Source organism: Dysgonomonas sp. GY617 (assembly GCF_015233815.1).
Lineage (GTDB): Bacteria > Bacteroidota > Bacteroidia > Bacteroidales > Dysgonomonadaceae > Dysgonomonas_A.
Genome location: NZ_JADCLR010000001.1, coordinates 683,728 through 707,635 on the forward strand (window position 1 = coordinate 683,728; position 23,908 = coordinate 707,635).

Here is a 23,908-nt window from a genome sequence, read left to right on the forward strand (position 1 = left end):
TTTTAGTTGGGCGAATAACTGTTGATACTGCAAATTATTGAACAACTAATTATTTGTATTTACGATTCAACTCGAAAAATAACCCTGTGACCTTATGACAATGCGAAAGTAGCAAAAAAAGAGTAGATATAAACAAGGTGCTATTACTTCGTTTCACTTTTTTAAGGTCTCAGACCATTTTTGTTGTTTAGACAAGCATAGCTGCAATAGCTTATTGCTAATTGAAATTATAGGATGGTATACTATTATTTGCTTAATAATACGGGAATATATATTTCGGTAATAATATCCTCTTCTTTTACTTTGTTGGGATCGGTTACATACTTTTCGAAGAAAGTGGCTTTTCTTAAGCGATAATTAGAGGTGGGTAGCCATCCAAACCAGATATTTTTGTAGAAGTCGTGCAAGCCGTTGTATGAACCTTTGTGAGTGAAAACTGCATATTGTCCGCCTTTAATGTTTTTACACCCAATTTTACCTGTTGGAACAATTGTTTTATCAATAGTAAGACAGGCATAGAAACGACATTTATTGGTTTGTGTAGTATTGGGGTCATCAAAGCTGATACCTAACCATTCGTTTGATTCTTGTAGTAAATTATGGTCTGCTGCAAATTGATGCAGTTCTTCCCAAGCTCGTTTATATACATCTTGAGTACCGTATGGGGCTATAACTCTTATATAGATGAGGCTTTTTTGCTCTATTTCGCAAATTTGTGGCGATAGTTGATGTTTGCTGTAATCTCTTTTGTCTACTGATGCCTGTTTGTAAATGCTAGGAGGCGTTCCAAAATGCTTTTTGAATGCTTTAGATAGTGCTTGTTCGGTATTGTAGCCTGCTTTTTCTGCTAGTGTATTTAAGCTTAGTTCTGTTGTTTTAAGCTTGCCGGCTACGTACTCTAAACGTAAGCGTTGTACATATTCGCCTAAGTTTTCGCCTATAATAGCTTTAAATATGCGATGAAAATGAAATGGCGATACATTGGCAATTTGCGATAAAGTTGTAAGGTCGGGTTTCTCGTTCAAATGCTCGTTAATATAATCGAGCACTTTGTTGATTGACTTGTGATATTCCTTTTGTGTGTTTTCTTTTTGTGCCCATCTTTTTAGTGTAGGTAACTTTTTTCTTAGATGATCTATGGCTTCGTTCGGTGTAATATCTGTCATATATTTGGCACAGAGTTCAATCATTTCGTCCATCGTAGAATCTGATGTGAATTGTCCGTTTTTGAAGCAATACTGACAATAATCTTCTACTCTGACTCCTTTTTTATCGGTTCCAAATTCATTTAATTGATGCAGGGGCATTCCGCAACTTTGACAAATAGTATATTCCATAGGTTTTGAACAATAGAGAGGTATCAAAAGACTAAATAGCACACAGATTACTCTGAAATATGTGATATCAGTGTATTCTGTGTGCTGAATCTCTCTTAATACACCCTCATAATTAAAAAGCTATTATGCTTACCAAAGTAATAAAAATGTCTTAGATTTTAGCTTCTCCAACGCAAAAGGGTAGGGAAGTGCTGCTTCATACCTGCAATTGCTTCTTCTTTAGTGTATTTTATATCCGAATCTTTGTTGAATTCGTCTACGTATTCTGCACACTTCAAGATCATTTCGTCCATTGTTACATCTGAGGTGAATGCACCATCTTTATAGCAATAACTGCAATAGGTTGTGTTTACTGATCCGTCTTTGTTTGTACTATTGAATTCTGCTGACATTGGCATACCACAGCTTTGGCAAAAAGTTTGTTCCATGATGTTAATAATTAGTTGTTTATATTCGAAAACAAATATAGGTATATCTTGTTTTGGTTTACTTATCCAATCTTGCTAAAAATAAAAAAAAGACAGATGCCTTACCATCTGCCTTTTGGTTCATATCTGTATTTTAGGATAATTGCTTGCTCATACAAATACTCTCGGGATTATCGGCATATTGTCCGTAATTGGGTATCTGTTTATATCTCATTTTTTTATATAGATGGATGGCTTCAGTCATTTTATAACCCGTTTCGAGAATTGCAATCGAAAAGCCTTTCTCTGTAGCCCAAGATTCTACCTCGTTAAGCATTTTAGAGGCAATACCCTTGCCTCGGTGATTGATGTTGAGGTACATTCTTTTTATCTCTATCGTTTCGTTGTCAATCCTTTTAAAACAGCAACAGCCGATAGCTTCCTGATCTGAATAAGCTATTACAACGGTTTCTATAAATGGAATTTTATTATAAATGTCATACTGAAATTGTGTATCTCCATTGCGAATGCTTAGTTCGTAATCGAGTTCTGTAATCAATTTTTTGAAATCGTTGTTCTCGCTATTGGTTCTTATAAGTTCGGACATTTGTATAGTATCAAAAAGGTCAAAAGACCTTAAATTGTAACTTCTTATTTTGAGAGTAGGGGCAAACTTATGTGTTGCCAATAACTAGGACATACACATAGGTTTACCCCTACATTATAGTATAAAAGTCTTAGACTTTTAATTGCTTTTCTTCTCTGGTTCTTTTATCTCAAAGCTCAGAGGGTTTTTCACCTTGTCTTTAAGAAGTGCGATGTCCAGAACTTCAGATATGTCGGACACGTAATGGAAGGTTAAGCCTTTTAGATAAAGTTCTTTTACTTCCTCTATGTCTTTTTTATTCTCTTTACACAAGATAATCTCTTTGATACCTGCACGTTTGGCTGCCAGAATCTTTTCGCGGATACCACCTACCGGAAGTACTTTCCCACGAAGTGTAATCTCGCCCGTCATGGCCAGATTTGCTCTGACCTTACGTTGTGTAAATGCCGAAGCTAGCGATGTCACCATTGTGATACCGGCAGAAGGTCCGTCTTTTGGAATAGCTCCTTCTGGTACATGTACGTGTACATTCCAGTTTTCAAGTACACTATCATCAATGCCTAATCTTTGGTTGTGAGAATGTATGTATTCGAGAGCCAGCATAGCCGATTCTTTCATTACATCTCCCAGATTTCCGGTAAGAGTCAACTTGCTACCTTTGCCTTTGCTTAGAGATGTTTCTATGAATAGAATTTCACCGCCAACCGAAGTCCAGGCTAAACCTGTTACAACACCTGCATAGTCGTTTCCTTGATATTCGTCTCTTGAAAAACGGTTTGCACCTAGATAGTCATTCAGATTTGCAACATCCAGAGTCTTTGAGTAATCTTCTTTTAAAGCTACTTTTAGAGCAACTTTACGCATTATTTTGGCCAAAGTTTTATCTAAAGAACGTACACCCGATTCGCGAGTGTAATCTTCGATGATTTTCTCGATAGTCTTTTTAGGAATATCAATATCCTCTTTCTTTAGACCATGATTCTCTAGTTGTTTTGGTATAAGATGCTTGCGGGCAATCTCAACCTTTTCTTCCATGATGTATCCACTAATATCGATCAACTCCATACGGTCGAGTAGAGGTTGCGATATTGCCGAAACATTATTGGCTGTTGCAATGAAGAGTACTTTCGACAAATCGTAATCGATATTCAAATAGTTGTCATGGAAAGCAAAGTTTTGCTCCGGATCAAGTACTTCTAAAAGAGCTGATGCAGGATCGCCTCTAAAATCGTTGCCTATTTTATCTATTTCGTCCAATACAAATACAGGGTTCGATGCTCCTGCTTTTTGTATGTTTTGAATGATACGTCCGGGCATAGCGCCTATATATGTACGACGGTGTCCTCTGATTTCCGATTCGTCGTGTAAACCACCGAAAGATACTCTTACGTATTTACGATTAAGAGCTTCGGCTACCGATTTTCCTAGAGAGGTTTTACCTACTCCGGGAGGGCCATAAAGGCAGATGATAGGAGACTTAAGGTCACCTTTCAGCTTCAATACGGCAAGATGCTCTATGATGCGTTCTTTTACTTTTTCGAGTCCGAAGTGGTCACGATCAAGTACTTTTTGAGCATGTTTCAAATTGAAATTGTCTTTGGTGTATTCGTTCCAAGGCAAATCCAATAGAGTTTGCAAATAAGTATATTGTGTAGAATAGTCTGGTGACTGAGGATGCAGACGTTCCAATTTCTTAATTTCTTTGTCTACGCTCTCAGCTACTTTCTCATCCCACTTTTTAGTTTTTACTTTCTCTTTCAGATCATCTATATCTGCTTGTTGAGGGTTGCCTCCCAGCTCGTCTTGAATAGTTTTGATCTGTTGTTGAAGGAAGTATTCCTTTTGTTGCTGATTCAATTCCTCACGGGTTTTCATCTGGATATTCATCTTCATTTCCAGCATTTGAGTTTCCCTGTTCAGAATCATCAACAAACGATACGCTCTGTTTTTATCGTCATCAATATTTAGTAATTCTTGTTTTTCAGAACCTGGCACCGGCAGGTTTGTGCAACAATAGTTTACTAATAATGGCGATTTAGAGTTTTCGTTGAGCTTTACGATTAAATCCTTGGGAGGATCTCCGTACATACGTAGCATATGTATGGTAAGGTCACGAATAGATTCTAAAAGAACCTGATATTCTTTGTCGTCTTTGTCGGCAGCCGTTGTTTCTTTAATCGTGTATTTTGCCTTTAAGAATGGTTCGGTTGCTGTTAACTGATCTATTCTAAAACGCTTTTTACCTTGTAATATAACTGTTAGATTGGGATCATTGGGTATATCAATGATACGGATCACTTCTCCGATGACACCAATGTCATATAAGTCGTTTTGTTCGGGATCTTCTGTTTCTGCATCTTTCTGACAGACCATTCCTACAATACCCTTTTTGTTCTTCAAGCTTTTTAGAGCTTTAAGCGACTTAGGTCGGGCTACTGTAATAGGAAGGCTGGTTCCAGGGAAGATGATAGTGTTTCGAAGTGCCAGAACCGGAATTTCTTCTTTCAGATACTTTTCGTCAATGTCAAAATCAACATTGCCTAATTCGTCTGAAACTATAGAAATTACAGGCTCAGAGTTCCCGTCAATACTAAAAAAATCTCTGTCTTTATTTTCAAACATTGTATGCTATCTCGTTTTAAGTAAATGAAAACATTTAGTGATATAAAACCTTAGAATTATAACTTGCTTTGTCAAAACAATAAGAAAAGGTCTTAGACCTTATGTTGTCATATCTGTTGTTTATTTTGAGGTGTGCAAAGTTAGTAATAATAGTTAACTTTGCTTTACTTTTTACTTTAACAAATACTGTGCCAGTATAGTTTTGTGTTGTTTGCTTAAGAGTTGGTATTGCCAATTTGTCTATAACTTGTATCTATTATGTCTAATCCTTATTTCAGTTTTAAAAAATTTACTGTCTATCACGACAAATGTGCCATGAAAGTGGGTACTGATGGTGTATTGCTTGGTGCTTGGGTTAAAATGCGAGAAGCTAAAACTGCTCTGGATATTGGTACGGGTACGGGGTTGATTTCCTTGATGCTTGCTCAACGTTCAGAGGGTCTATTATCTATTGATGCTATTGATATAGATGAGGGTGCAATATTGCAAACTGTCGAAAATGTGGAACGCACGCCTTTTGAGAATGTAAAAGCGATGCATTCATCATTGCAAGAGTATGTAATTGGTTGTGATAAGTGTTACGATTTGATTGTATCTAATCCACCTTATTTTTCATCCTCTTTACATTCTCCAAATGGGCAACGTACATTGGCACGACATACCAACTCGTTACCAATGGCTGAGTTTATGAATGCTTCGGCTCGTTTATTATCTCCCAATGGTTATTTGTCTCTAGTATTTCCGCATACAGAAAAAGATTTGTTGATAGAGTTGGCACAAGATGCAGGCTTGTTTGTATCTCGAATTACGAATGTCTACCCGATGGCTCATTTACAAGCCAAAAGAGTATTGCTCGAGTTTTCGGTGATAAAACAGGAGTTAGAAGTTGCAGATTTAATTATTGAAAAGGAACGTCATATATATACGAATGATTTTTCGGAATTAGTAAGAGATTTTTATCTGAAATTATAAGGTCTATTAATCCAGAGAATTGTAAATTTAAGGTCTGGGACTTATTTGTTTTTTTGTAAGTGAAAAAGCGATACGTGTTATTGCTCTGAAAAATGAACCCTTATGATACATTTGTTTAAATTAGGTCTGTGACCTTTAATAATAAAGCACGAATGAAAAAGATTGCATTAATAACCGGAGCTACTTCTGGTATAGGAAAAGCTACTGCAGAAAGACTGGCAAAAGATGGTTTTGATATTATTATTACCGGACGCCGAAAAGAAAAACTACAAGAGTTAGAAAGCTTGCTTCAAAAAGAATATAAGGCTGAGGTACTTTCTCTTGAATTTGATGTTCGTAATTATGCTGAAGTTGAAAAACATCTGGGTAATCTTTCCGAAAGATGGAAGAATATAGATGTGTTGGTGAACAATGCAGGATTGGCTGTTGGTCTTAATTCTATTCAAGAAGGAGTAGTGGATGATTGGGAGCGAATGATTGATACCAATATCAAAGGGTTGTTATATGTAACCCGTATAATCTCTCCCGTTATGGTTTCGCGCAAATCGGGTCATATTATCAATATTGGTTCTATTGCTTCGAGAGAGGTGTATGTCAATGGTGGGGTGTATTGTGCAACCAAGCATGCTGTAAAAGCATTGTCGGAGGGTATGCGTTTAGATATGGTTAACTACGGTATTAAAGTAACCTTAGTTTGTCCCGGAGCTGCTGAAACTGAATTTTCGTTAGTCCGTTTTAAAGGAGATGGAAGTCGAGCAGATAAAGTGTATGATGGCTTTGTGCCTCTTACAGCTGACGATGTCGCAGACGCTATTTCTTATGCGGTATCGGCTCCTGATCATGTGGATGTACAAGATATATTGCTGATGGCAAAAGCTCAGGCTTCGGCTACAGTGTTTCACAAGGAATAAGATTAAAAAGATTCAGAGGTAATACTTGTAGCAGTTTCTTGCAGTGATAGTTACAAGTTGCACCTGTATTTGCCGAATCTGTAAAAGGTTCACAGCCTTAATTGTGGAATTTTGGTGTTTACGTAATCTATATAATATACCTGTATCGGTAAAGTTTAGGTATGTACACACTAAAATTTCACTTATCTATGAAAAAGTATTTCTCCCTTATTCTTCTCTTCGCTTGTATTCAAAGCCTCCAATCTCAAGAACATATTATTGGTCAATGGAAAATAGACTTTTTGATATCTCTATGGTATAATCAAATAGAAGATCATCAGGAATATAACTTATATAATGTTGCTCAATCAGATGAACGTACGTTCGACTGGGGTAATTGGGCTAGTTTCAATCCAGATGGAACTTTTATATCTTATTATACAGCTCCTTGTGGTAATGATTGCTTTCCGAATGTGTATGGTCAATTTAAACTTTTAGATGACGATCGTGTTTTATTACATGTAGATTCTATTCTTATTGGTGGCTTTTGTAAGAATGAGCAGTTTTATCCCAATAAAGATCTGGGTGTATTTAAAATATTCCCTACAGATTCAGGCTTTAAGCTTATCAAAAGCGAAGCAAGTTTGGGTTCAGATTCCGAAAATCTAGCTTATTCTCAGTTAATAGATAGTTTTGAATGGAATGGTAGTAATGCAGGAAAACAGAATCAACTGAATTGGGTGCCGCTGAAAAGTAATAGTTTGACGGATTAAATGAAGGGATTGGGCAAAGTTACCGGATATGATGCTACTAAAATTAGAATTCTTTATAGTAAACATTTGGCGGCAAGCAAAGCTGTTTTGTTTGAATATAATGGCGAAAAGCGTTTAGCTTTTTACTATCCTCATGCACTGCAATTTGCAATATTTGATGACCCTTTATGAATAAAGGGTTTTTAAAAGAACTAAGTTATGATTAAGATTTTTGATGTTTCTCAGATTAAGAAGATTGATGGTTGTACAATCGTCAATCAGGGTATTACATCCATCGATTTGATGGAAAGAGCTTCGCTTGCAGTTGCGGAAAGGCTTGTTCGTTTTTTAGACCCCAATCAGTGTATAGTTGTTTTTGCAGGAACGGGTAATAATGGTGGCGATGCGCTGGCTATTGCTCGTATATTGTTGTCGAAACATTTTAAACTGCATACTTATATTATAGCTCCCGATGAGAGGTTTTCTGATGACTGTCTTGTCAATAAAGAATGTTTGGAGCGATTGACTGATGTGAAGCTGATTAAAGAAAATCAAGATATACCGCAGATTCCAGAAGATTGTATTATTATAGATGGGATGTTTGGTTCAGGTCTTAATCGTCCTTTAGAAGGTGTTTATTTGGAGGTTGTAAAGGTGATTAATGCCTCTCGAAATAAAGTTTATTCTATCGATATGCCTTCGGGTTTATTTGTTGAGGATAATGCTATTAATAATCGAGAAGGTATTATAAGGGCAGAAAAGGTATTTACTTTCCAATTTCCAAAACTATCCTTATTACTGCCCGACAGTGCAAGCTTTTGTAAGAAAATGATTCTTGTAGATATTGGGTTGTGCGATAAATGTATCAAAGAGGAAGAGACTAATTTGTTTTTTACTGAGAAATCGGATGTAGTAAAGTTGCCCATACCACGAGATAATTTTTCTCATAAAGGAACTTTTGGAAAAGCTTTATTAGTGGCAGGTTCGTATGGTAAAATGGGTGCAGCAGTTTTGTCGGCTCGTGCATGTCTTCGTACGGGTGTGGGGTTGCTGACGATGCATGTGCCCCGTTGTGGAGTGGATATTTTGCAAACTGCTGTTCCCGAAGCAATGGTTCAGGCAGACGAGTTTGCTGAGAATGTAAGTCGGGTAGGAGATAATATTGACCAATTTACTATTGGTATTGGTCCCGGTATAGATACGGATAATAAAACCAAAGATTTATTGTCTGATCTTTTCGATAGATACCGTAAGCCGATAGTTATTGATGCCGATGCGCTCAATATTATTGCAGAGGATGAATCTCTCAAAAATAAGATACCTCCTAAAAGTGTTATTACGCCGCATCCTGTCGAATTTGAGCGTTTGGTAGGTGTTGTGTCTGTTAATGGATATGATCGCTTGCAGAAGGCAAAAGAGTTTGCGAATAGGTATGATGTTTATATTGTATTGAAAGGTGCATACTCTGCCGTTGTAACTCCTGAGAGAAAAGTATACTTTAATTCGACCGGAAATCCCGGAATGGCAACCGGCGGAAGTGGTGATGTGTTGACCGGAATGATAATTTCTTTGCTTGCTCAAAAATATTTACCACAAAATGCTGCAATTTTAGGGGTGTATTTACATGGATTAGCCGGAGATTTAGCCGCAAAGTCAAAATCTCAACAAGGAATGTTACCTAGTGATATGATCGAATATATAGGAAAAGCATATCGGGCTTTGAAATAATGAAAAAAAGATGTACTTTTATGTTCTTGATTCTTAAAATTTTAGGGTTTTATCGCTATTTTTTTTGAAAAAAAGTATTGAGAATGTTTGCAAGAATAGAAATATCCACTACCTTTGCATCCGCAATCGAGAGACAACGATACTTGAAAAGTCAAGCATTATAACTCGAAAATTGGTCCATTCGTCTATCGGTTAGGACGCCAGGTTTTCATCCTGGAAAGAGGGGTTCGACTCCCCTATGGACTACAGAAAAAGAAATAGAAATTAAACAAGGAAATAGATTAGTCAAATGGCAAATCATAAATCTTCGATAAAAAGAATAAGACAAACAGATGTAAAGCGTCTGCGTAATAGATATGTAGCTAGAACAGCTCGTGGTTCGGTTAAAAAGTTTCGTGCTTTGACTGATAAAGATGAGGCTAGAAAATTATATCCATCTGTAGCTTCAATGCTTGATAAATTAGCTAAAAAGAATGTTATTCATAAGAATAAAGCAGCTAATTTGAAATCTAAGCTAGCTCATTATATGAATTCTTTATAAGAAATTATATCTGAAAATAATACAAGAGGTCGAACTTTTAAGTTTGACCTCTTTGCTATTTGTTTAGTTTTGATATTGTGGCTTGTTGTAGGTTGCTCATGAATTATGTTGTGAAGTGTTCTGAAATATTAATTAAGACTAAAAGAAAAGGAAGTTGAACGCTTTTCTGCGATATATGCTATATTTGTGTCTTTCTAATGTTTAGAAAAGAGTAACGCAATTAAATTGTTTAGAATATGAGAAAAATAGCATTATCATTAGTTATGTCTTGTGCTTTGTTGGCTTCAACAGCAGTTATGGCTCAGGATGCAAAAGCAACAAAAGCTGATAAGCCTAAAACAGAAGAAACTAAATCTTGTTGTTCTGCGAAAAAAGATACTGACAAAAAAGGTACTTGCACAGCAAAAACTGATAAGAAAGAAGCTGCTTCAACTCCAAAGAAGAAATAAGAAAAAAATAAAAAATCAGGCTTTTGTCTGAGGGATTCGCTAGTAGTCATATTATTGATTACTAGCGATTTTTTTTGTAGTAATATGGGTGTATTTTAGCATTGCTTTTTTGAAATTATGATATGTGAATAAGCTTGTTTGTACGGGTATTTTTTCGTATATTTGTTTGCTTTTTTCGAGGAGGTTTGTGCACTACAGTTTGAAACTTCTTGAAGATGCACGCTAAATGAAATAAAATGACAGATAACGAAAAAAATCTAGCAAGCGGCTCGTATTCCGCCGACAATATTCAAGTATTAGAAGGTCTTGAGGCTGTTAGAAAAAGACCCGCCATGTACATTGGCGATATAGGTGAAAAAGGTTTACATCACTTGGTTTACGAAGTCGTCGATAACTCTATTGATGAGGCGTTAGCAGGTTATTGTAATGATATCAGAGTAACGATCTTAGAGGATAACTCTATTTCGGTATGGGATAACGGACGGGGTATTCCTGTAGGTATAATGGAGAAAGAGCAGAAATCGGCTCTCGAAGTTGTATTGACCGTTCTACATGCCGGAGGTAAGTTCGATAAAGGAACTTATAAAGTATCAGGAGGTCTGCATGGAGTAGGGGTATCGTGTGTGAACGCACTATCTACTTATCTGAAAGCTGAAGTACGCAGGGAAGGTAAAATACATATGTTGGATTTCTCTTGTGGAAAGCCATTGCATGAGGTTCAGATCTTAGGTGATGCTGTTGACACAGGAACAACTATTACGTTTACACCAGACAATACTATATTTATAACTACAGAATATAAATATGATACATTGGCTTCGCGTTTGCGTGAACTTTCATTCTTGAATGCAGGTATTAAGTTGTCATTGACTGACTTGAGACATAAAAAAGACGATGGTTCTTACAAATCGGATACTTTCTTTTCAGAAAAAGGTCTTGAAGAATTTGTGAGATATATCGATGCAGCTAAGGAAGCTCTTATTGAGGATGTTATACATATCAATACTGAAAAGCAAGGAGTTCCTGTAGAAGTTGCTATAACATATAATACATCTTATAATGAGAATGTATATTCGTATGTAAATAATATCCATACAATAGAAGGAGGTACTCACTTAACAGGTTTTCGTAGAGGATTGTCGCGTACTTTGAAGAAGTATGCCGATGATATGAAAATGTTGGATAAAGTGAAAGTAGATATCAGTGGCGATGACTTCCGTGAGGGATTAACTGCTGTTGTGTCTATTAAAGTGGCTGAACCTCAGTTTGAAGGACAGACCAAAACTAAATTGGGTAACAATGAAGTAATGGGTGCTGTAGATCAGGCAGTTGGTGAAGCTTTAGGATACTATCTTGAAGAGCATCCCAAGGAAGCTAAAATTATCGTAGAGAAAGTTATACTTGCAGCTACTGCACGTTATGCAGCCCGTAAGGCTCGCGAAATGGTGCAACGTAAATCTCCGCTTACGGGTGGTGGATTGCCAGGTAAATTGGCTGACTGTTCGAGTAAAGATGCTGCGGTTTGTGAAATATTCCTAGTCGAAGGGGATTCTGCGGGTGGTACTGCTAAACAAGGTCGTGACCGTGGATTTCAAGCTATTCTACCATTGAGAGGTAAAATTCTGAATGTTGAGAAAGCGATGCAGCACAAGGTGTTAGAAAGCGAAGAAATTAGAAATATATATACAGCTCTAGGTGTTTCTATTGGTACCGAAGATGATACCAAAGAATTGAATCTTGCAAAGCTCCGTTATCATAAGGTGGTTATCATGACCGATGCCGATGTTGATGGTAGTCACATTGCAACATTGATTCTTACATTCTTCTTCCGTCATATGAGACCATTGATTGAGTTGGGATACATATATATTGCTACTCCACCGCTTTACTTATGTAAAAAAGGTAAGGTTGAAGAGTATTGTTGGGATGAAAGACAACGTCAGTCATTTATCGATAAATATGGTGATGGTAACGAAAGTGCTATTCATACACAACGATATAAAGGTCTTGGAGAGATGAACGCTTCTCAACTTTGGGATACAACCATGAATCCAGAACATAGAACACTTCGTCAGGTAACGATTGAAAATGCAGCAGAAGCTGATCATATTTTCTCGATGCTGATGGGTGAAGATGTTGCTCCTCGTCGTGAGTTTATCGAAGAAAATGCTACTTATGCTAAGATCGACGTATAAGAATAAGCTTATAATATAAAAAAGGAAAGGGATACAATATATATTGTATCCTTTTTTTGTGTGATTAAGACTCATAAAAAGATTCTTTTTCGATTTCTTTTTCTTAATAATTACTACATTTGTTTTAAAGGAAATGTTTTTAGGATGAATAAAATGATATATCCCCCTCTCTTAAATAAACTTGATAAAGCAATAATAATATCTCCCTCTGGTAGTACCGATTCTCAATATATTGATAACGCTTGTCGAGTGTTACAAGATTGGGGCTTGATGGTAGAGGTTGCATCTCATGCAAGAGGAGAGTATGGACGATATGGTGGTACAATAGAAGAAAGGCTTTCTGATCTGCAAGAGGCTATGGATGAGGAAGATATAGACCTGATTTTTTGTTCCCGAGGAGGCTATGGTGTTGTTCAGTTATTGGATAAACTCAACTTCGAAGGCATAAAGAAGCATCCTAAATGGATTGTGGGTTATAGTGATATCACAGCTTTACATTTGGCTTTGTTGCAAGAGGGAGTAGCCTCATTGCATGCACCTATGGCTCGCCATTTAAGTGAAGACAGTAATGATATAGCAAGCGGTTTTCTTAAAGAATCATTATTCTTTGGTATGCCCAAATATGAAATAAGTTCTCATCTTTTAAATAGAGAAGGACTTGTGGAAGGCATATTGTTTGGAGGAAATCTAGCAGTGTTAACAGGATTGACTGGTACATATTATGTAGATGTTCCTGAAAATGGGATATTATTTGTTGAAGATATTGGAGAAGCTCCTTATAAAATAGATCGCATGATCTGGCAATTGAAATTGTCGGGAATACTAAGTCGTATATCGGGATTAGTTGTTGGTCAGTTTACCGATTGCCCCGAAGATATGGGCATGTGTTCTACTATTTATGAATCAATGAGAGGTATGGTCGATGAATATAATTACCCTGTTGTTTTTGATTTTCCCGTAGGGCATGTGAAAAATAACTACCCTCTTTTACATGGTGGAATGGTAGAGCTGAGAGTAAAAGAAGATAAAGTAATAATGAAAAGGAGTAAGTGATGTTAGAAACTGTGTTATTGGTATTGTCGGTACTCCTTTTTATAAGTATAATGGTTGGTAGAATAGGTGGGCGTTTGGGAATTCCCGTGCTTGTCTTATTTCTAGCCGTGGGTATGCTGTTTGGTTCCGATGGAGTGGGAATCATTTTTAATAATTTGGCATTGGCTGAGGCTATAGGTACTGTAGCTCTTTGTATTATATTATTTTCGGGTGGTTTAAATACTAAGTTCAGGGAAATAAAACCGATAATTGGGCAAAGTATAATGCTGGCAACCGTAGGTGTAGTTGTAACTGCGGCTCTTACCGGTTTTTTTGCTTGGTGGTTGTGTGGCGAGTTATTGCCCTCAGTTGGTATTTCTCTATTGACGGCAATATTATTAGCATCGGTAATGTCGTCTACCGATTCGGCTGCAGTATTCGCTATACTCGGATCGAAGAATGTACAACTAAAACATAACCTGAGACCTACTCTCGAGTTTGAGAGTGGAAGTAACGATCCTATGGCTTATATGCTTACAATCACTCTTATAGGGCTGATAAAGGCAGGAGGTGAACCCAATATTCTTATGATAGTTCTGTCTATAATTATGCAGATACTTGTAGGGGCTACTGTGGGGTATTTTGTTGGACGGTTTGCTGTGTATGTTCTCAATAGGATAAAGATTGGCAATGAGGTTTATTATCCTATTATTGTATTGACTTTCTGTATATTTATTTTTTCGTTTACGCACTTTGTAAATGGGAATGGATATTTAGCTGTATATATAGGTGGCTTAATTATTGGTAACTCTAAGTTTGTTACTAAGCGAACCACCTTCAAAATGTTTGATGCTATATCGTGGTTGAGTCAGATTTTGATGTTCTTAACTTTAGGATTATTAGTCAACCCAACGGAGTTGCTTCCTATCGCTGTACCTGCTCTGCTTATCGGTTTGTTTATGATGTTTGTAGCACGTCCAGTAAGTGTGTTTATTAGTATGCTGCCTTTTCGAAAGGTTTGCTTTAAAGATAAAATATTTGTGTCGTGGGTTGGATTAAGAGGTGCTGTACCTATTATTTTTGCTATTTTTCCTCTTACTGCAGGGGTACCTCATGCTCAATTTATTTTTAATATCGTGTTCTTTATAACCTTGTTGTCTATTCTGTTGCAAGGTACTTTCTTAACTCAGATGGCAAAATGGTTAGGGTTATTAGGGCCAACTAAAGTACGCCGTCGTCATGATGACTTTGACATGGATTTACCTGAAGAAATAGGTTCTCTTTCTATTGAAATAGAAGTTACGGAGTATGCTGTTAAGGATGGAAATAAATTAATGAATATGCCTTTACCTGACGATGCCTTGGTGGTGATGGTAAAGCGTAATGACAAATATTTTGTGCCCAAAGGTAAGACCGAATTGCATGTGGGTGATAAGCTTTTGGTAATGATGAATAGTGAGGAAACCTTGACTCAAACATATCAGAATATGGGGTTGTCGGGCAGTCATCATAAATAATAAAATGAGGTTTACAGACCCATTTATTGCTATCATTACATATCTTTGTAAGAAAGTAAGGTGTGAGACCTTTGTGATCTTTTGTTGTAAAGGCAAAAGTCTAAAGGTATTACCTATGAGAAACCATGAATATTTACGTTACTTATATAACTTATGATTTTTAGAAATGTAACTTTAACCTGTTTTATGATAAGCCTATTGGCTTGTTCGTGTGGACAGAAAACCGTAAATAACACAACAGTGTCGGAACGTTATGAACAAGTATCTCCCGATTTTAATTCGGACAGTGCTTATTATTTTGTTGATAAACAAGTAGCTTTCGGACCACGTGTTCCTAACACCGAAGCTCATAAGGCATGCGGTGATTTTCTGGTATCGCAGTTAGAAAAATTTGGAGCTAAAGTTTTTGAACAGAAAGCTGATTTAAAAGCTTTTGACGGAACAGTATTACATGCTCGTAATATAATAGGTTCTTTCAATCCCGAAAATCCCGAGCGTATATTATTATTTGCACACTGGGATACACGTCCTTTCTCAGATCACGATCCTGATCAGAAAAACCATCGTACACCCGTGCAAGGTGCCAATGACGGAGCTAGTGGAGTGGGAGTATTACTAGAAGTTGCTCGTATATTACAGGAGAAAACTCCGAATTTAGGAGTTGATATTATATTTTTTGATGCCGAAGATTATGGCACACCCTATTTTGCTGAAAATGCTGCTGGAGGCGATTGGTGGTGCTTAGGCTCGCAGTATTGGGCTAAAAATCCTCATATACCGGGTTATAAAGCACGTTTTGGTATTCTGTTGGATATGGTAGGAGCACCTGATGCTACTTTTTACAAAGAAGCAATATCGAGACAATATGCCCGAGGTATTGTTGAAAAGGTATGGGGTACGGCTCGCGATTTAAGATATGGAAAATATTTTGTTGATAGAGACGGTGGTGGTATTACCGATGATCATGTGCCTGTAAACGAGCATAGACGCATACCTAGCATAGATATAATACATTATGATTCGAACACCGATTCTGGTTTCGGATGGTATTGGCATACAACAAAAGACGATATGAGCAATATCAGTAAAGAGACGCTTAAGGCTGTCGGACAGACCGTATTGGAAGTAGTCTATAAAGAGAAATAAGGTTAAAAACCTATCTGTTTTTTTAATATTTCATTGTACATTAATAGAAATGAGTCAAGCAAAAATAAACGATATTCAAGACGAAATAATTGAGGAATTTTCGATATTCGAAGATTGGATGGATAAATATGCCTATCTGATAGAATTGGGAAATTCATTAGAACCTTTAGACGAAAAGTATAAGGTGGAACTAAACCTGATAGAAGGTTGTCAAAGCCGTGTTTGGTTACAAGCTGAATGCGAAAATGGTATTGTAACCTTCAAAGCAGAAAGTGATGCGGTGATTGTAAAAGGAATTATTGCCTTATTGATACGAGTTCTGACTAATCATACACCAGACGAAATTATAAATGCAGATTTGTATTTTATAAATAAAATAGGCTTGAATGAGCATCTTTCGCCAACCCGATCAAATGGATTGGTATCGATGGTAAAACAAATGCGGTTTTACGCTATGGCATTCAAAGCTAAAAATGCTTAATTGAATAGATTACAGAGATAGGGAGTTGCCCTGTCTGTGGTAAATATCCGGCAAGTTTCTGTTATTGTTACTCTCTCAGTAGATGACAATAACAGAAATTGTGTTTGATAGAGTTTGTTGATTAAAACCTAATTCTAATATAATTATAAGCTATGAAAGTTCAAATGTTGTTTCTATCCACTGCATTTTTATCTGTACAAACTGCATGTAAAAGCGAGACGCCTAAAGATCAAACGCCTATGAATGTGATATATATTCTTGCGGACGATTTAGGATATGGTGATATAGGATGTTATGGTCAGGAGAAAATAAAGACTCCTAATATTGATAAACTGGCGGGAGAAGGGATGTTATTTACCCAACATTATGCCGGTTGTACGGTAAGTGCTCCTTCAAGAGGTTCGCTAATGACTGGACTACATACGGGACATTCGCAAATACGTGGGAATAAAGAAATCCAACCCGAAGGTCAGCAACCCATGCAAGAGGGTACTTATACACTAGGTACTTTGATGAAATATGCCGGATATGCTACGGGTATCTTTGGTAAATGGGGATTGGGTTATCCCGGTTCAAGTTCTGTTCCCTCAAAAATGGGATTCGATGAATTTTATGGTTATAATTGCCAACGCGAAGCTCATACCTATTACCCTGAACATTTGTGGCATAACGATGATATTGTTCCACTTTCCGAAAATGAAAATAACGGTAGGAAAGTTTATTCTCAGGATTTAATCCATCAACAAGCCATGCAGTTTATACAAGCGAATAAAGACAAACCTTTTTTCGCTATGTTGACATATACACTACCACATGCCGAATTGAATTTACCTCATGATTCACTTTATCAGATGTACGAAAATGCTTTTGAGGAAGTTCCTTACGATGGAAGTGCGGGTTATTATGCAAGCGAGAAACCTTATGCATCTTTTGCAGCAATGGTTTCGAGACTCGATATGTATGTGGGAGAAGTAGTTGCCCAATTGAAAGATTTAGGATTGGATAAAAATACAATCATAATTTTCACCAGTGATAACGGTCCTCACCGTGAAGGTGGGGCTAATCCCGATTACTTTAAAAGTTATGGTCCTCTAAAAGGTGTAAAGCGTGACGTGTATGAGGGTGGAATACGTGTGCCTATGATTGTATGGTCTCCCGCTAAAATAAAGGGAGGTGTAAAAACCGATCATATAAGTGCTTTTTGGGATGTGATGCCTACTCTGGCTGAACTGACAAATGTTACCTTACCCGAAAAAGGCGATGGAATATCTTTTCTTCCTACATTATTTTCGACTACCGATCAGAAACAACATGAATATTTGTATTGGGAATTTCACGAAATGAATGGACGTGAAGCTCTACGTAGTGGAAACTGGAAACTTATCCGTCAACCGATAGTAGGCGAAACTATATTGGAGTTATACGATTTAGATAAGGATATTCATGAAGATCAGAATTTGGCAACTCTTCAACCAGAGAAATTGAATGAGCTTGTACTTCTTATGGATAATGCACGTACTGAATCTCCATTATTTAATTTTGGACGAGAAAACTAAGGTTGCATGCATTCTCGTGTATTTGTAACTAAAACAGTTATAAAAGTTATAATCTGAGAATATATCATTAAATGCAACTATTATTTAAAACATTATTCTGTGTATATTTACTGAATAAAGTACACAAATAAATAGGTCTGAGACCAAAACATAAACAAAATCTTGTTAGAGCAGGATTAAATATTGTAATTATGACAAAGCCAAAGTATTATTTTATCCTCTGTTGTTTACTAATTTGCCATACTGCCTTTGCACAGCAAACCATTACTTTGAAAAGATTGTTTTCGACAACCAGATCATATGATGTCGAAAATCCTGTAATGATTGATTCAGTTAATCTGAAAGGGAGTAAGTTTGATAATAAAGATTTGTTGGAGTCTTTTATTTCGTTTCCCGATCAGAGTGCTTTTACAGAGGAACTGAAGCCTGACTTGTCTAATTCCTTTTTTGTAACAAAAGCTCAACGAGGTGCGCGCTTTCATTTACTCTCTTTTAGGGTAAATGTAGATAAGTATGCAAAAACGAACATAAGAATAACTGCTCCCAGTATGTTTGAAGCATATATAAATGGAAACAAAGAAACCTCTAAAACATCGATAGAGGATACGCTTTCGACTTCTAAAACAATAAAACTTAACTTTCCGGCTTTGCCAGGTACATATACTGTACTTATTAAGTATATGAGTTTGGCAACTAATAAAAGTGCCGAAGGAATCAAAGTAACAATAGAGCCCGAAGATAAAAATTCGACTGTAAATTACACTTTCGACAATGGAGATAAAAGAAACATCACGATAAAAGACCTTTTAGATGGTGAGCGTGTGTCGTCGACTTCAATTTCTCCCAACGGACAGTATATTTTATTGGGCTATACAACTACCAAGAGTGATGGCAAAACATTCTCGACTAAGGAACTTCTGTCTCTTAAAACCAATAAGAGGATAGCATTGGCAAGCAGCAATAAATATGAGTGGATGCCTACTACAAACAAGTTCTACTATACTGATAATGCAAGTGGCGAAGTAAAACTGATAGTAGTTGATCCCGAAACAATGGTTGAACAAGTATTGTCTAATAATATACCTACGGGCGATTTTCAAATAGCATACAATGAGCAATATTTGATATATACAGATCGTGAGGTTGCCGATGTTCCAAAGGGAGATCTTATTCTATTGACTGCTCCGGAGAGCAGACAACCTAATAATTATGATCGGTATTTTCTGTCTCGTTATGATCTTTCTACGGGGGTAAAACAAAGATTGACATTTGGTAAGCACTCCACGGGCTTGAATGATATAAGTAAAGATTCGCGCTATCTGCTTTATTCTGTAACAGAATATATTCCAACAGTTCGCCCATTCTTCCACACATCTATGTATAGACTCGATGTGCAAACATTAGCCGTAGACACCTTGTGGACTAATGAAGGTTTTGCAAATTCAGCTTCTTTTTCGCCCGATGGAAAGAGTATTCTTATCGGAGGTTCGGGTGAAGCTTTTGGAGGAATCGGTCAGAATATAAAAGAAGGGCAGATTGCAAATAGCTATAATAATTTGGCTTTTATTATGGATGTTGCTACTCGCAAAGTAGAAGCTATCAGCCGCGATTTTACACCAAGCATCAATAGATCGTTTTGGAATGTATCGGATGGTATGATTTATTTTTCGGTGACTGATAAAGATTATGAACGAATCTATAAATACGATCCCAAACAAAAACAATTCACACTTTTACCTTTAAGTGAGGATGTGATCAGATCTATTTCTTTTGCTGAAAGTAGTACATCTGCAACTTATTTTGGTGTAGGTCTTTCTAATTCTACCCGTGCTTATTCATTAGATTTGAAGAACCAACGATCTACACTCATTGCCGACCCATATAACAAGATATTAACTCAATTAAGTTTAGGAAAAACAGAAGATTGGACTTTTACTGCTTCGGATGGTACAACTATTGATGGCAGGTATTACCTACCGCCTAATTTCGACCCGACGAAGAAATATCCAATGATTGTCTATTATTATGGAGGTACAATGCCAACACCACGAACTCTTGAATCGCCTTATCCATCGCAGGTATATGCTGCTTTGGGATATGTGGTATATGTGCTTCAACCAAGTGGAACAACAGGTTATGGACAAGAGTTTGCGGCACGTCATGTAAATGCATGGGGTAAGAGAACTGCTGATGATATTATAGAGGGAACTAAAAAGTTTGTAGAAGAGCATCCGTTTGTAAATGGCAATAAGATTGGCTGTATAGGGGCTTCTTATGGTGGCTTTATGACTATGTATTTACAAACTCAAACCGATTTGTTTGCGGCTGCCATATCTCATGCAGGTATAAGTTCTATTGCCAGCTATTGGGGCGAAGGCTTTTGGGGATATACATATAGCTCGGGGGCAAGTGCACATAGTTACCCTTGGAATAATCCAGAGATGTATGTAGGACAAAGTCCATTGTTTCAGGCCGATAAAGTGAAGACTCCTATTTTGTTACTGCATGGTACAGAAGATACTAATGTGCCTATTGGCGAAAGTATCCAGATGTACACAGCTCTTAAAATATTAGGAAAGCCTGTTGAATTTATACAAGTAAAAGGCGAAAACCATGGTATAAGAGATTATAAAAAGCGCATTGAATGGAATAATTCGATCTATGCTTGGTTCTCTAAATGGTTGCAAGACGATTCTTCTTGGTGGGATAGTTTGTATCCAAAACAAAACTAAAGAAACAGGCCTTTATTTGTGATGAAATCATTAATATTGTGTGATTGTTTTTTACAAATGTCGACAAATAGGTAGGTAAAAGTATTTAGTGATATACTTTCTTATTGATAACAAGCTTATTTCCGTTGTATTTACCAAACATTAAAAGGTCTAAAGTCTTAATATGAATAGTAACAAAATGAGATTGATGTTTTTTACGTTAGCTCTATTCTTGGGTGTAATTCCTACTGTGTTTTCATTTGAAAAATCGAAAATGGATAGTCTTTTTTCTGTTATAGAGAATAATGACAAAGGGATGGGCAGCATTTCTATCTTTCATGACGGTAAGGAAGTTTATAGTAAGAGTTACGGGTATTCTAACATTGAAAATAAGACCAATGCAAACTCCGATACTAAGTATAGGGTAGGGTCTGTGTCGAAAACATTTACTGCCACTATAATAATGAAATTAGTGGAAGATAAGAAGTTGACTCTGGATACTAAGTTAAGTAAATATTATCCGCAGATAATAAATGCCGATGATATTACAATTGAAGATTTGTTACGACATAGAAGCGGCATATTTAACTTTACGAATGCTCCTGATTATTTAGAATGGCATACGATGCCACTGTCTAAAGAGCAACTTTTAGATAAAATGGTTTCTTATGGGAATTCGTTTAAACCGAATGAAAAAGCCGAATATTCAAACTCCAATTATGTTCTGTTGACTTTTATAGCTGAGGATGTTAGTCATAAAACATTTTCGGACTTGCTAAGTGAATATATAATAAAACCATGTGGTTTGAAAAATACTTCGCTAGGATCAAAAATAAACAAAACGAAGAATGAAGCTGATTCATATACCAAACTCGGAGAGTGGAGGCTTGAAAAAGAAACCGATTTGAGTTTTGTATTAGGTGCAGGAGCTATAATTTCTACTCCTACGGAGTTAAACATTTTCTATAATAAGCTTTTTGACGGAAAAATAGTCGATCAAAAAAGTTTGGAGTTGATGAAGACTATAAAATATGGATTTGGAATAGGATTATTTCAAGTTCCCTTTTATGATCTGAAAGGCTTTGGACATACAGGAGGGATAGATGGCTTTCAGGCAAATGTGTTCTATTTTCCAGAGCAAAAGGTTTCAATAGCTTTAACCTCTAATGCTGTAGACTTTCCATTAAATGATATAGTGCTTGGTGCATTAAGTATCTATTGGGATAAAGAATACAAACTTCCGGTATTTGAAAAAGCGGTTACTCTAAAATCGGAAGATCTGGATAAATATCTGGGAGTCTATTCTGCTCCGAATTTCCCTATAAAACTAACAATAAGTAAAGAAGGGAATATTCTGAAGGGGCAAGGTACAGGGCAGCCTGCGTTTGCGTTGGAGTGTTTCGACGTAAATAAATTCAAATTTGATCAGGCTAAACTTAAAATAGAATTTTACCCTGACGAAAATAAAATGATTTTAAAACAAGGTGGTGCAGAGTTTAACTTGAAGAGAGAATAACTCACATTACTGAATATAAATAGTTGAAAATTGAAGGTATGAAGAAAGTTTTTATAGCATTCGGACTATTTCTCTTCTCGGGAGTTGCTGTTATGGCACAACATATCGAGTTTGAGGAGTTTACTCTGGATAATGGATTACATGTTATTTTGCAGCAAGATAAATCGGCTCCCGTAGTTACTACGTCCGTAATGTATCATGTGGGTGCTAAGGATGAAAATCCCGATCGTACAGGTTTCGCTCACTTCTTTGAGCATCTGTTGTTTGAAGGTACAGAGAATATTCCTCGCGGACAGTGGGATAAAATTCTGGGTGCAAACGGTGGGCAGGGAAATGCCAATACCGATGACGATAGAACGTATTATTATGAAACTTTTCCTTCTAACAATTTACAATTGGCTTTGTGGATGGAATCGGAGCGTATGTTTCATCCTGTAATCAATCAGATAGGAGTAGATACTCAACGCGAAGTGGTGAAAGAAGAGAAACGAATGAGAATGGACAACGCACCTTATGGAGGTCTTTGGGAAGTAATCAAGAAGAATCTGTTTACAAAACATCCTTATCGTTGGGCTCCAATTGGTTCGATGGAGCATTTAGATGCTGCCACCTTGGACGAATTTAAAGCTTTCTTCAAAAAATACTATGTTCCAAACAATGCTGTATTGGTGGTTGCTGGAGATTTTGATACTAAACAAGCAAAAGAATGGATTACCGACTATTTTGGAACTATTCCAAGAGGAGCGGATGTTATTAAACAACAATTTGTAGAAGATCCTATTACTACACAAATTAATGCTACTCACGAAGATGCTAATATTCAGATTCCGATGTTGCTTAATGCATATCGCATGCCTTCGATGAAGGAGCGTGATGCTCGGGTTTTAGAGATGATATCTTCGGTGTTGAGTGGAGGTAAAAGTTCGAGACTTTATAAAAGACTTGTAGATAAAGATAAACTGGCTTTGGAGGCTGGCTCATTTAATCTGGCAGAAGAAGATTACAGTGCATATATTGTATATGCGTTGCCAATGACAGGTAAAACATTGCCCGAAATTCAAGTGGTTATAGATGAAGAGGTAGCTAAATTGCGTACTGAGCTAATCTCGGAAAGAGAGTATCAGAAATTGCAGAATCAGTTCGAAAATGCTTATGTGAGCCAAAATGCAACAAGTGAAGGTGTAGCACATAGTTTAGCCGAATATTATTTGTTATATGGCGATGTTAAACTTATCAATAGCGAAATAGATATTTACAGATCGATAACGAGAGAGGAAATCAGAGATGTGGCTAATAAATATTTGCAGCCAAATCAACGACTGGTACTTGATTATCTTCCTAAAAAATAAAGTTTCATTATAGCTAAAGTCAATCAAAGGTCTCAGACCTTTTTATTGCTGTGTCTCGGCATAATAACCGTAGGCAGTTATGTTGATAAAACATAGTATT

Annotated in this window: 20 protein-coding genes and 1 tRNA gene; 17 read left to right on the forward strand and 4 right to left on the reverse strand. The window is 36.7% G+C overall.

Annotated elements, in window-relative coordinates; all coding sequences use genetic code 11:
- Positions 1 to 245: 245 nt before the first annotated feature.
- From IR022_RS02935 to lon, 4 genes are all read right to left on the reverse strand, one after another.
- Positions 246 to 1,337, reverse strand: coding sequence for a GyrI-like domain-containing protein (locus tag IR022_RS02935; protein WP_242053031.1), 1,092 nt, complete (start codon positions 1,335 to 1,337; stop codon positions 246 to 248).
- 158 nt (positions 1,338 to 1,495) lie between these two features.
- Complete coding sequence (locus IR022_RS02940) at positions 1,496 to 1,765, reverse strand: zinc ribbon domain-containing protein (RefSeq protein ID WP_050709999.1); 270 nt, start codon at positions 1,763 to 1,765, stop codon at positions 1,496 to 1,498.
- Between the two features lie 133 nt (positions 1,766 to 1,898).
- Positions 1,899 to 2,351, reverse strand: coding sequence for a GNAT family N-acetyltransferase (locus IR022_RS02945; RefSeq protein WP_194202527.1), 453 nt, complete (start codon positions 2,349 to 2,351; stop codon positions 1,899 to 1,901).
- 138 nt (positions 2,352 to 2,489) lie between these two features.
- Positions 2,490 to 4,973 (reverse strand): endopeptidase La, encoded by a 2,484-nt coding sequence (gene lon / locus IR022_RS02950; protein WP_194202528.1) that lies wholly within the window; start codon positions 4,971 to 4,973, stop codon positions 2,490 to 2,492.
- 258 nt (positions 4,974 to 5,231) lie between these two features.
- On the opposite strand from lon, the gene IR022_RS02955 reads away from it, so the two are divergent.
- The 17 genes from IR022_RS02955 (at position 5,232) to IR022_RS03035 (ending at position 23,808) form a co-directional block, all read left to right on the forward strand.
- A complete protein-coding gene (locus IR022_RS02955; protein WP_194202529.1) occupies positions 5,232 to 5,945 on the forward strand; it encodes a tRNA1(Val) (adenine(37)-N6)-methyltransferase in 714 nt (237 codons plus the stop codon).
- Positions 5,946 to 6,097: 152 nt separating this feature from the next.
- Positions 6,098 to 6,856: an SDR family NAD(P)-dependent oxidoreductase gene (locus tag IR022_RS02960; protein ID WP_194202530.1), complete on the forward strand. Its 759-nt coding sequence runs from the start codon at positions 6,098 to 6,100 to the stop codon at positions 6,854 to 6,856.
- Positions 6,857 to 7,044: 188 nt separating this feature from the next.
- Positions 7,045 to 7,608, forward strand: a complete 564-nt coding sequence (locus IR022_RS02965; protein ID WP_194202531.1) for a hypothetical protein — start codon at positions 7,045 to 7,047, stop codon at positions 7,606 to 7,608.
- Positions 7,609 to 7,779 carry a hypothetical protein gene (locus IR022_RS02970; protein ID WP_194202532.1) on the forward strand — a complete coding sequence of 57 codons (171 nt, stop codon included), beginning with the start codon at positions 7,609 to 7,611 and terminating at the stop codon, positions 7,777 to 7,779.
- A gap of 27 nt (positions 7,780 to 7,806) precedes the next feature.
- The gene (locus IR022_RS02975; protein ID WP_194202533.1) at positions 7,807 to 9,315 is read left to right on the forward strand and encodes an NAD(P)H-hydrate dehydratase; all 1,509 of its coding nucleotides are present in this window, start codon (positions 7,807 to 7,809) and stop codon (positions 9,313 to 9,315) included.
- Between the two features lie 174 nt (positions 9,316 to 9,489).
- Positions 9,490 to 9,561 (forward strand) — tRNA-Glu (locus tag IR022_RS02980).
- Between the two features lie 43 nt (positions 9,562 to 9,604).
- A complete protein-coding gene (gene rpsT / locus IR022_RS02985) occupies positions 9,605 to 9,856 on the forward strand; it encodes a 30S ribosomal protein S20 (protein ID WP_050710005.1) in 252 nt (83 codons plus the stop codon).
- Positions 9,857 to 10,092: 236 nt separating this feature from the next.
- On the forward strand, positions 10,093 to 10,305 hold the full coding sequence (locus IR022_RS02990) for a hypothetical protein (protein WP_194202534.1): 213 nt from the start codon (positions 10,093 to 10,095) through the stop codon (positions 10,303 to 10,305).
- A gap of 236 nt (positions 10,306 to 10,541) precedes the next feature.
- On the forward strand, positions 10,542 to 12,500 hold the full coding sequence (gyrB, locus tag IR022_RS02995) for a DNA topoisomerase (ATP-hydrolyzing) subunit B (protein ID WP_050710007.1): 1,959 nt from the start codon (positions 10,542 to 10,544) through the stop codon (positions 12,498 to 12,500).
- A 144-nt stretch (positions 12,501 to 12,644) separates the two neighbouring features.
- Entirely contained in the window at positions 12,645 to 13,553 is a 909-nt protein-coding gene (locus tag IR022_RS03000; protein WP_194202535.1) for an LD-carboxypeptidase, read from the forward strand.
- Positions 13,553 to 15,049, forward strand: coding sequence for a potassium/proton antiporter (locus IR022_RS03005; protein WP_194202536.1), 1,497 nt, complete (start codon positions 13,553 to 13,555; stop codon positions 15,047 to 15,049). Before IR022_RS03000 ends, IR022_RS03005 begins: the two co-directional genes overlap by 1 nt.
- A 153-nt stretch (positions 15,050 to 15,202) precedes the next feature.
- Positions 15,203 to 16,195 carry a M20 family metallopeptidase gene (locus IR022_RS03010; RefSeq protein ID WP_194202537.1) on the forward strand — a complete coding sequence of 331 codons (993 nt, stop codon included), beginning with the start codon at positions 15,203 to 15,205 and terminating at the stop codon, positions 16,193 to 16,195.
- A 49-nt stretch (positions 16,196 to 16,244) separates the two neighbouring features.
- A complete protein-coding gene (locus IR022_RS03015) occupies positions 16,245 to 16,676 on the forward strand; it encodes a SufE family protein (RefSeq protein WP_050710011.1) in 432 nt (143 codons plus the stop codon).
- Positions 16,677 to 16,828: 152 nt separating this feature from the next.
- Positions 16,829 to 18,232, forward strand: a complete 1,404-nt coding sequence (locus IR022_RS03020) for an arylsulfatase (RefSeq protein ID WP_194202538.1) — start codon at positions 16,829 to 16,831, stop codon at positions 18,230 to 18,232.
- A gap of 191 nt (positions 18,233 to 18,423) precedes the next feature.
- The gene (locus IR022_RS03025; RefSeq protein ID WP_194202539.1) at positions 18,424 to 20,964 is read left to right on the forward strand and encodes an alpha/beta hydrolase family protein; all 2,541 of its coding nucleotides are present in this window, start codon (positions 18,424 to 18,426) and stop codon (positions 20,962 to 20,964) included.
- A gap of 163 nt (positions 20,965 to 21,127) precedes the next feature.
- Positions 21,128 to 22,459, forward strand: a complete 1,332-nt coding sequence (locus IR022_RS03030) for a serine hydrolase domain-containing protein (protein ID WP_194202540.1) — start codon at positions 21,128 to 21,130, stop codon at positions 22,457 to 22,459.
- Between the two features lie 38 nt (positions 22,460 to 22,497).
- On the forward strand, positions 22,498 to 23,808 hold the full coding sequence (locus tag IR022_RS03035; RefSeq protein ID WP_194202541.1) for a M16 family metallopeptidase: 1,311 nt from the start codon (positions 22,498 to 22,500) through the stop codon (positions 23,806 to 23,808).
- Positions 23,809 to 23,908 lie beyond the last annotated feature (100 nt).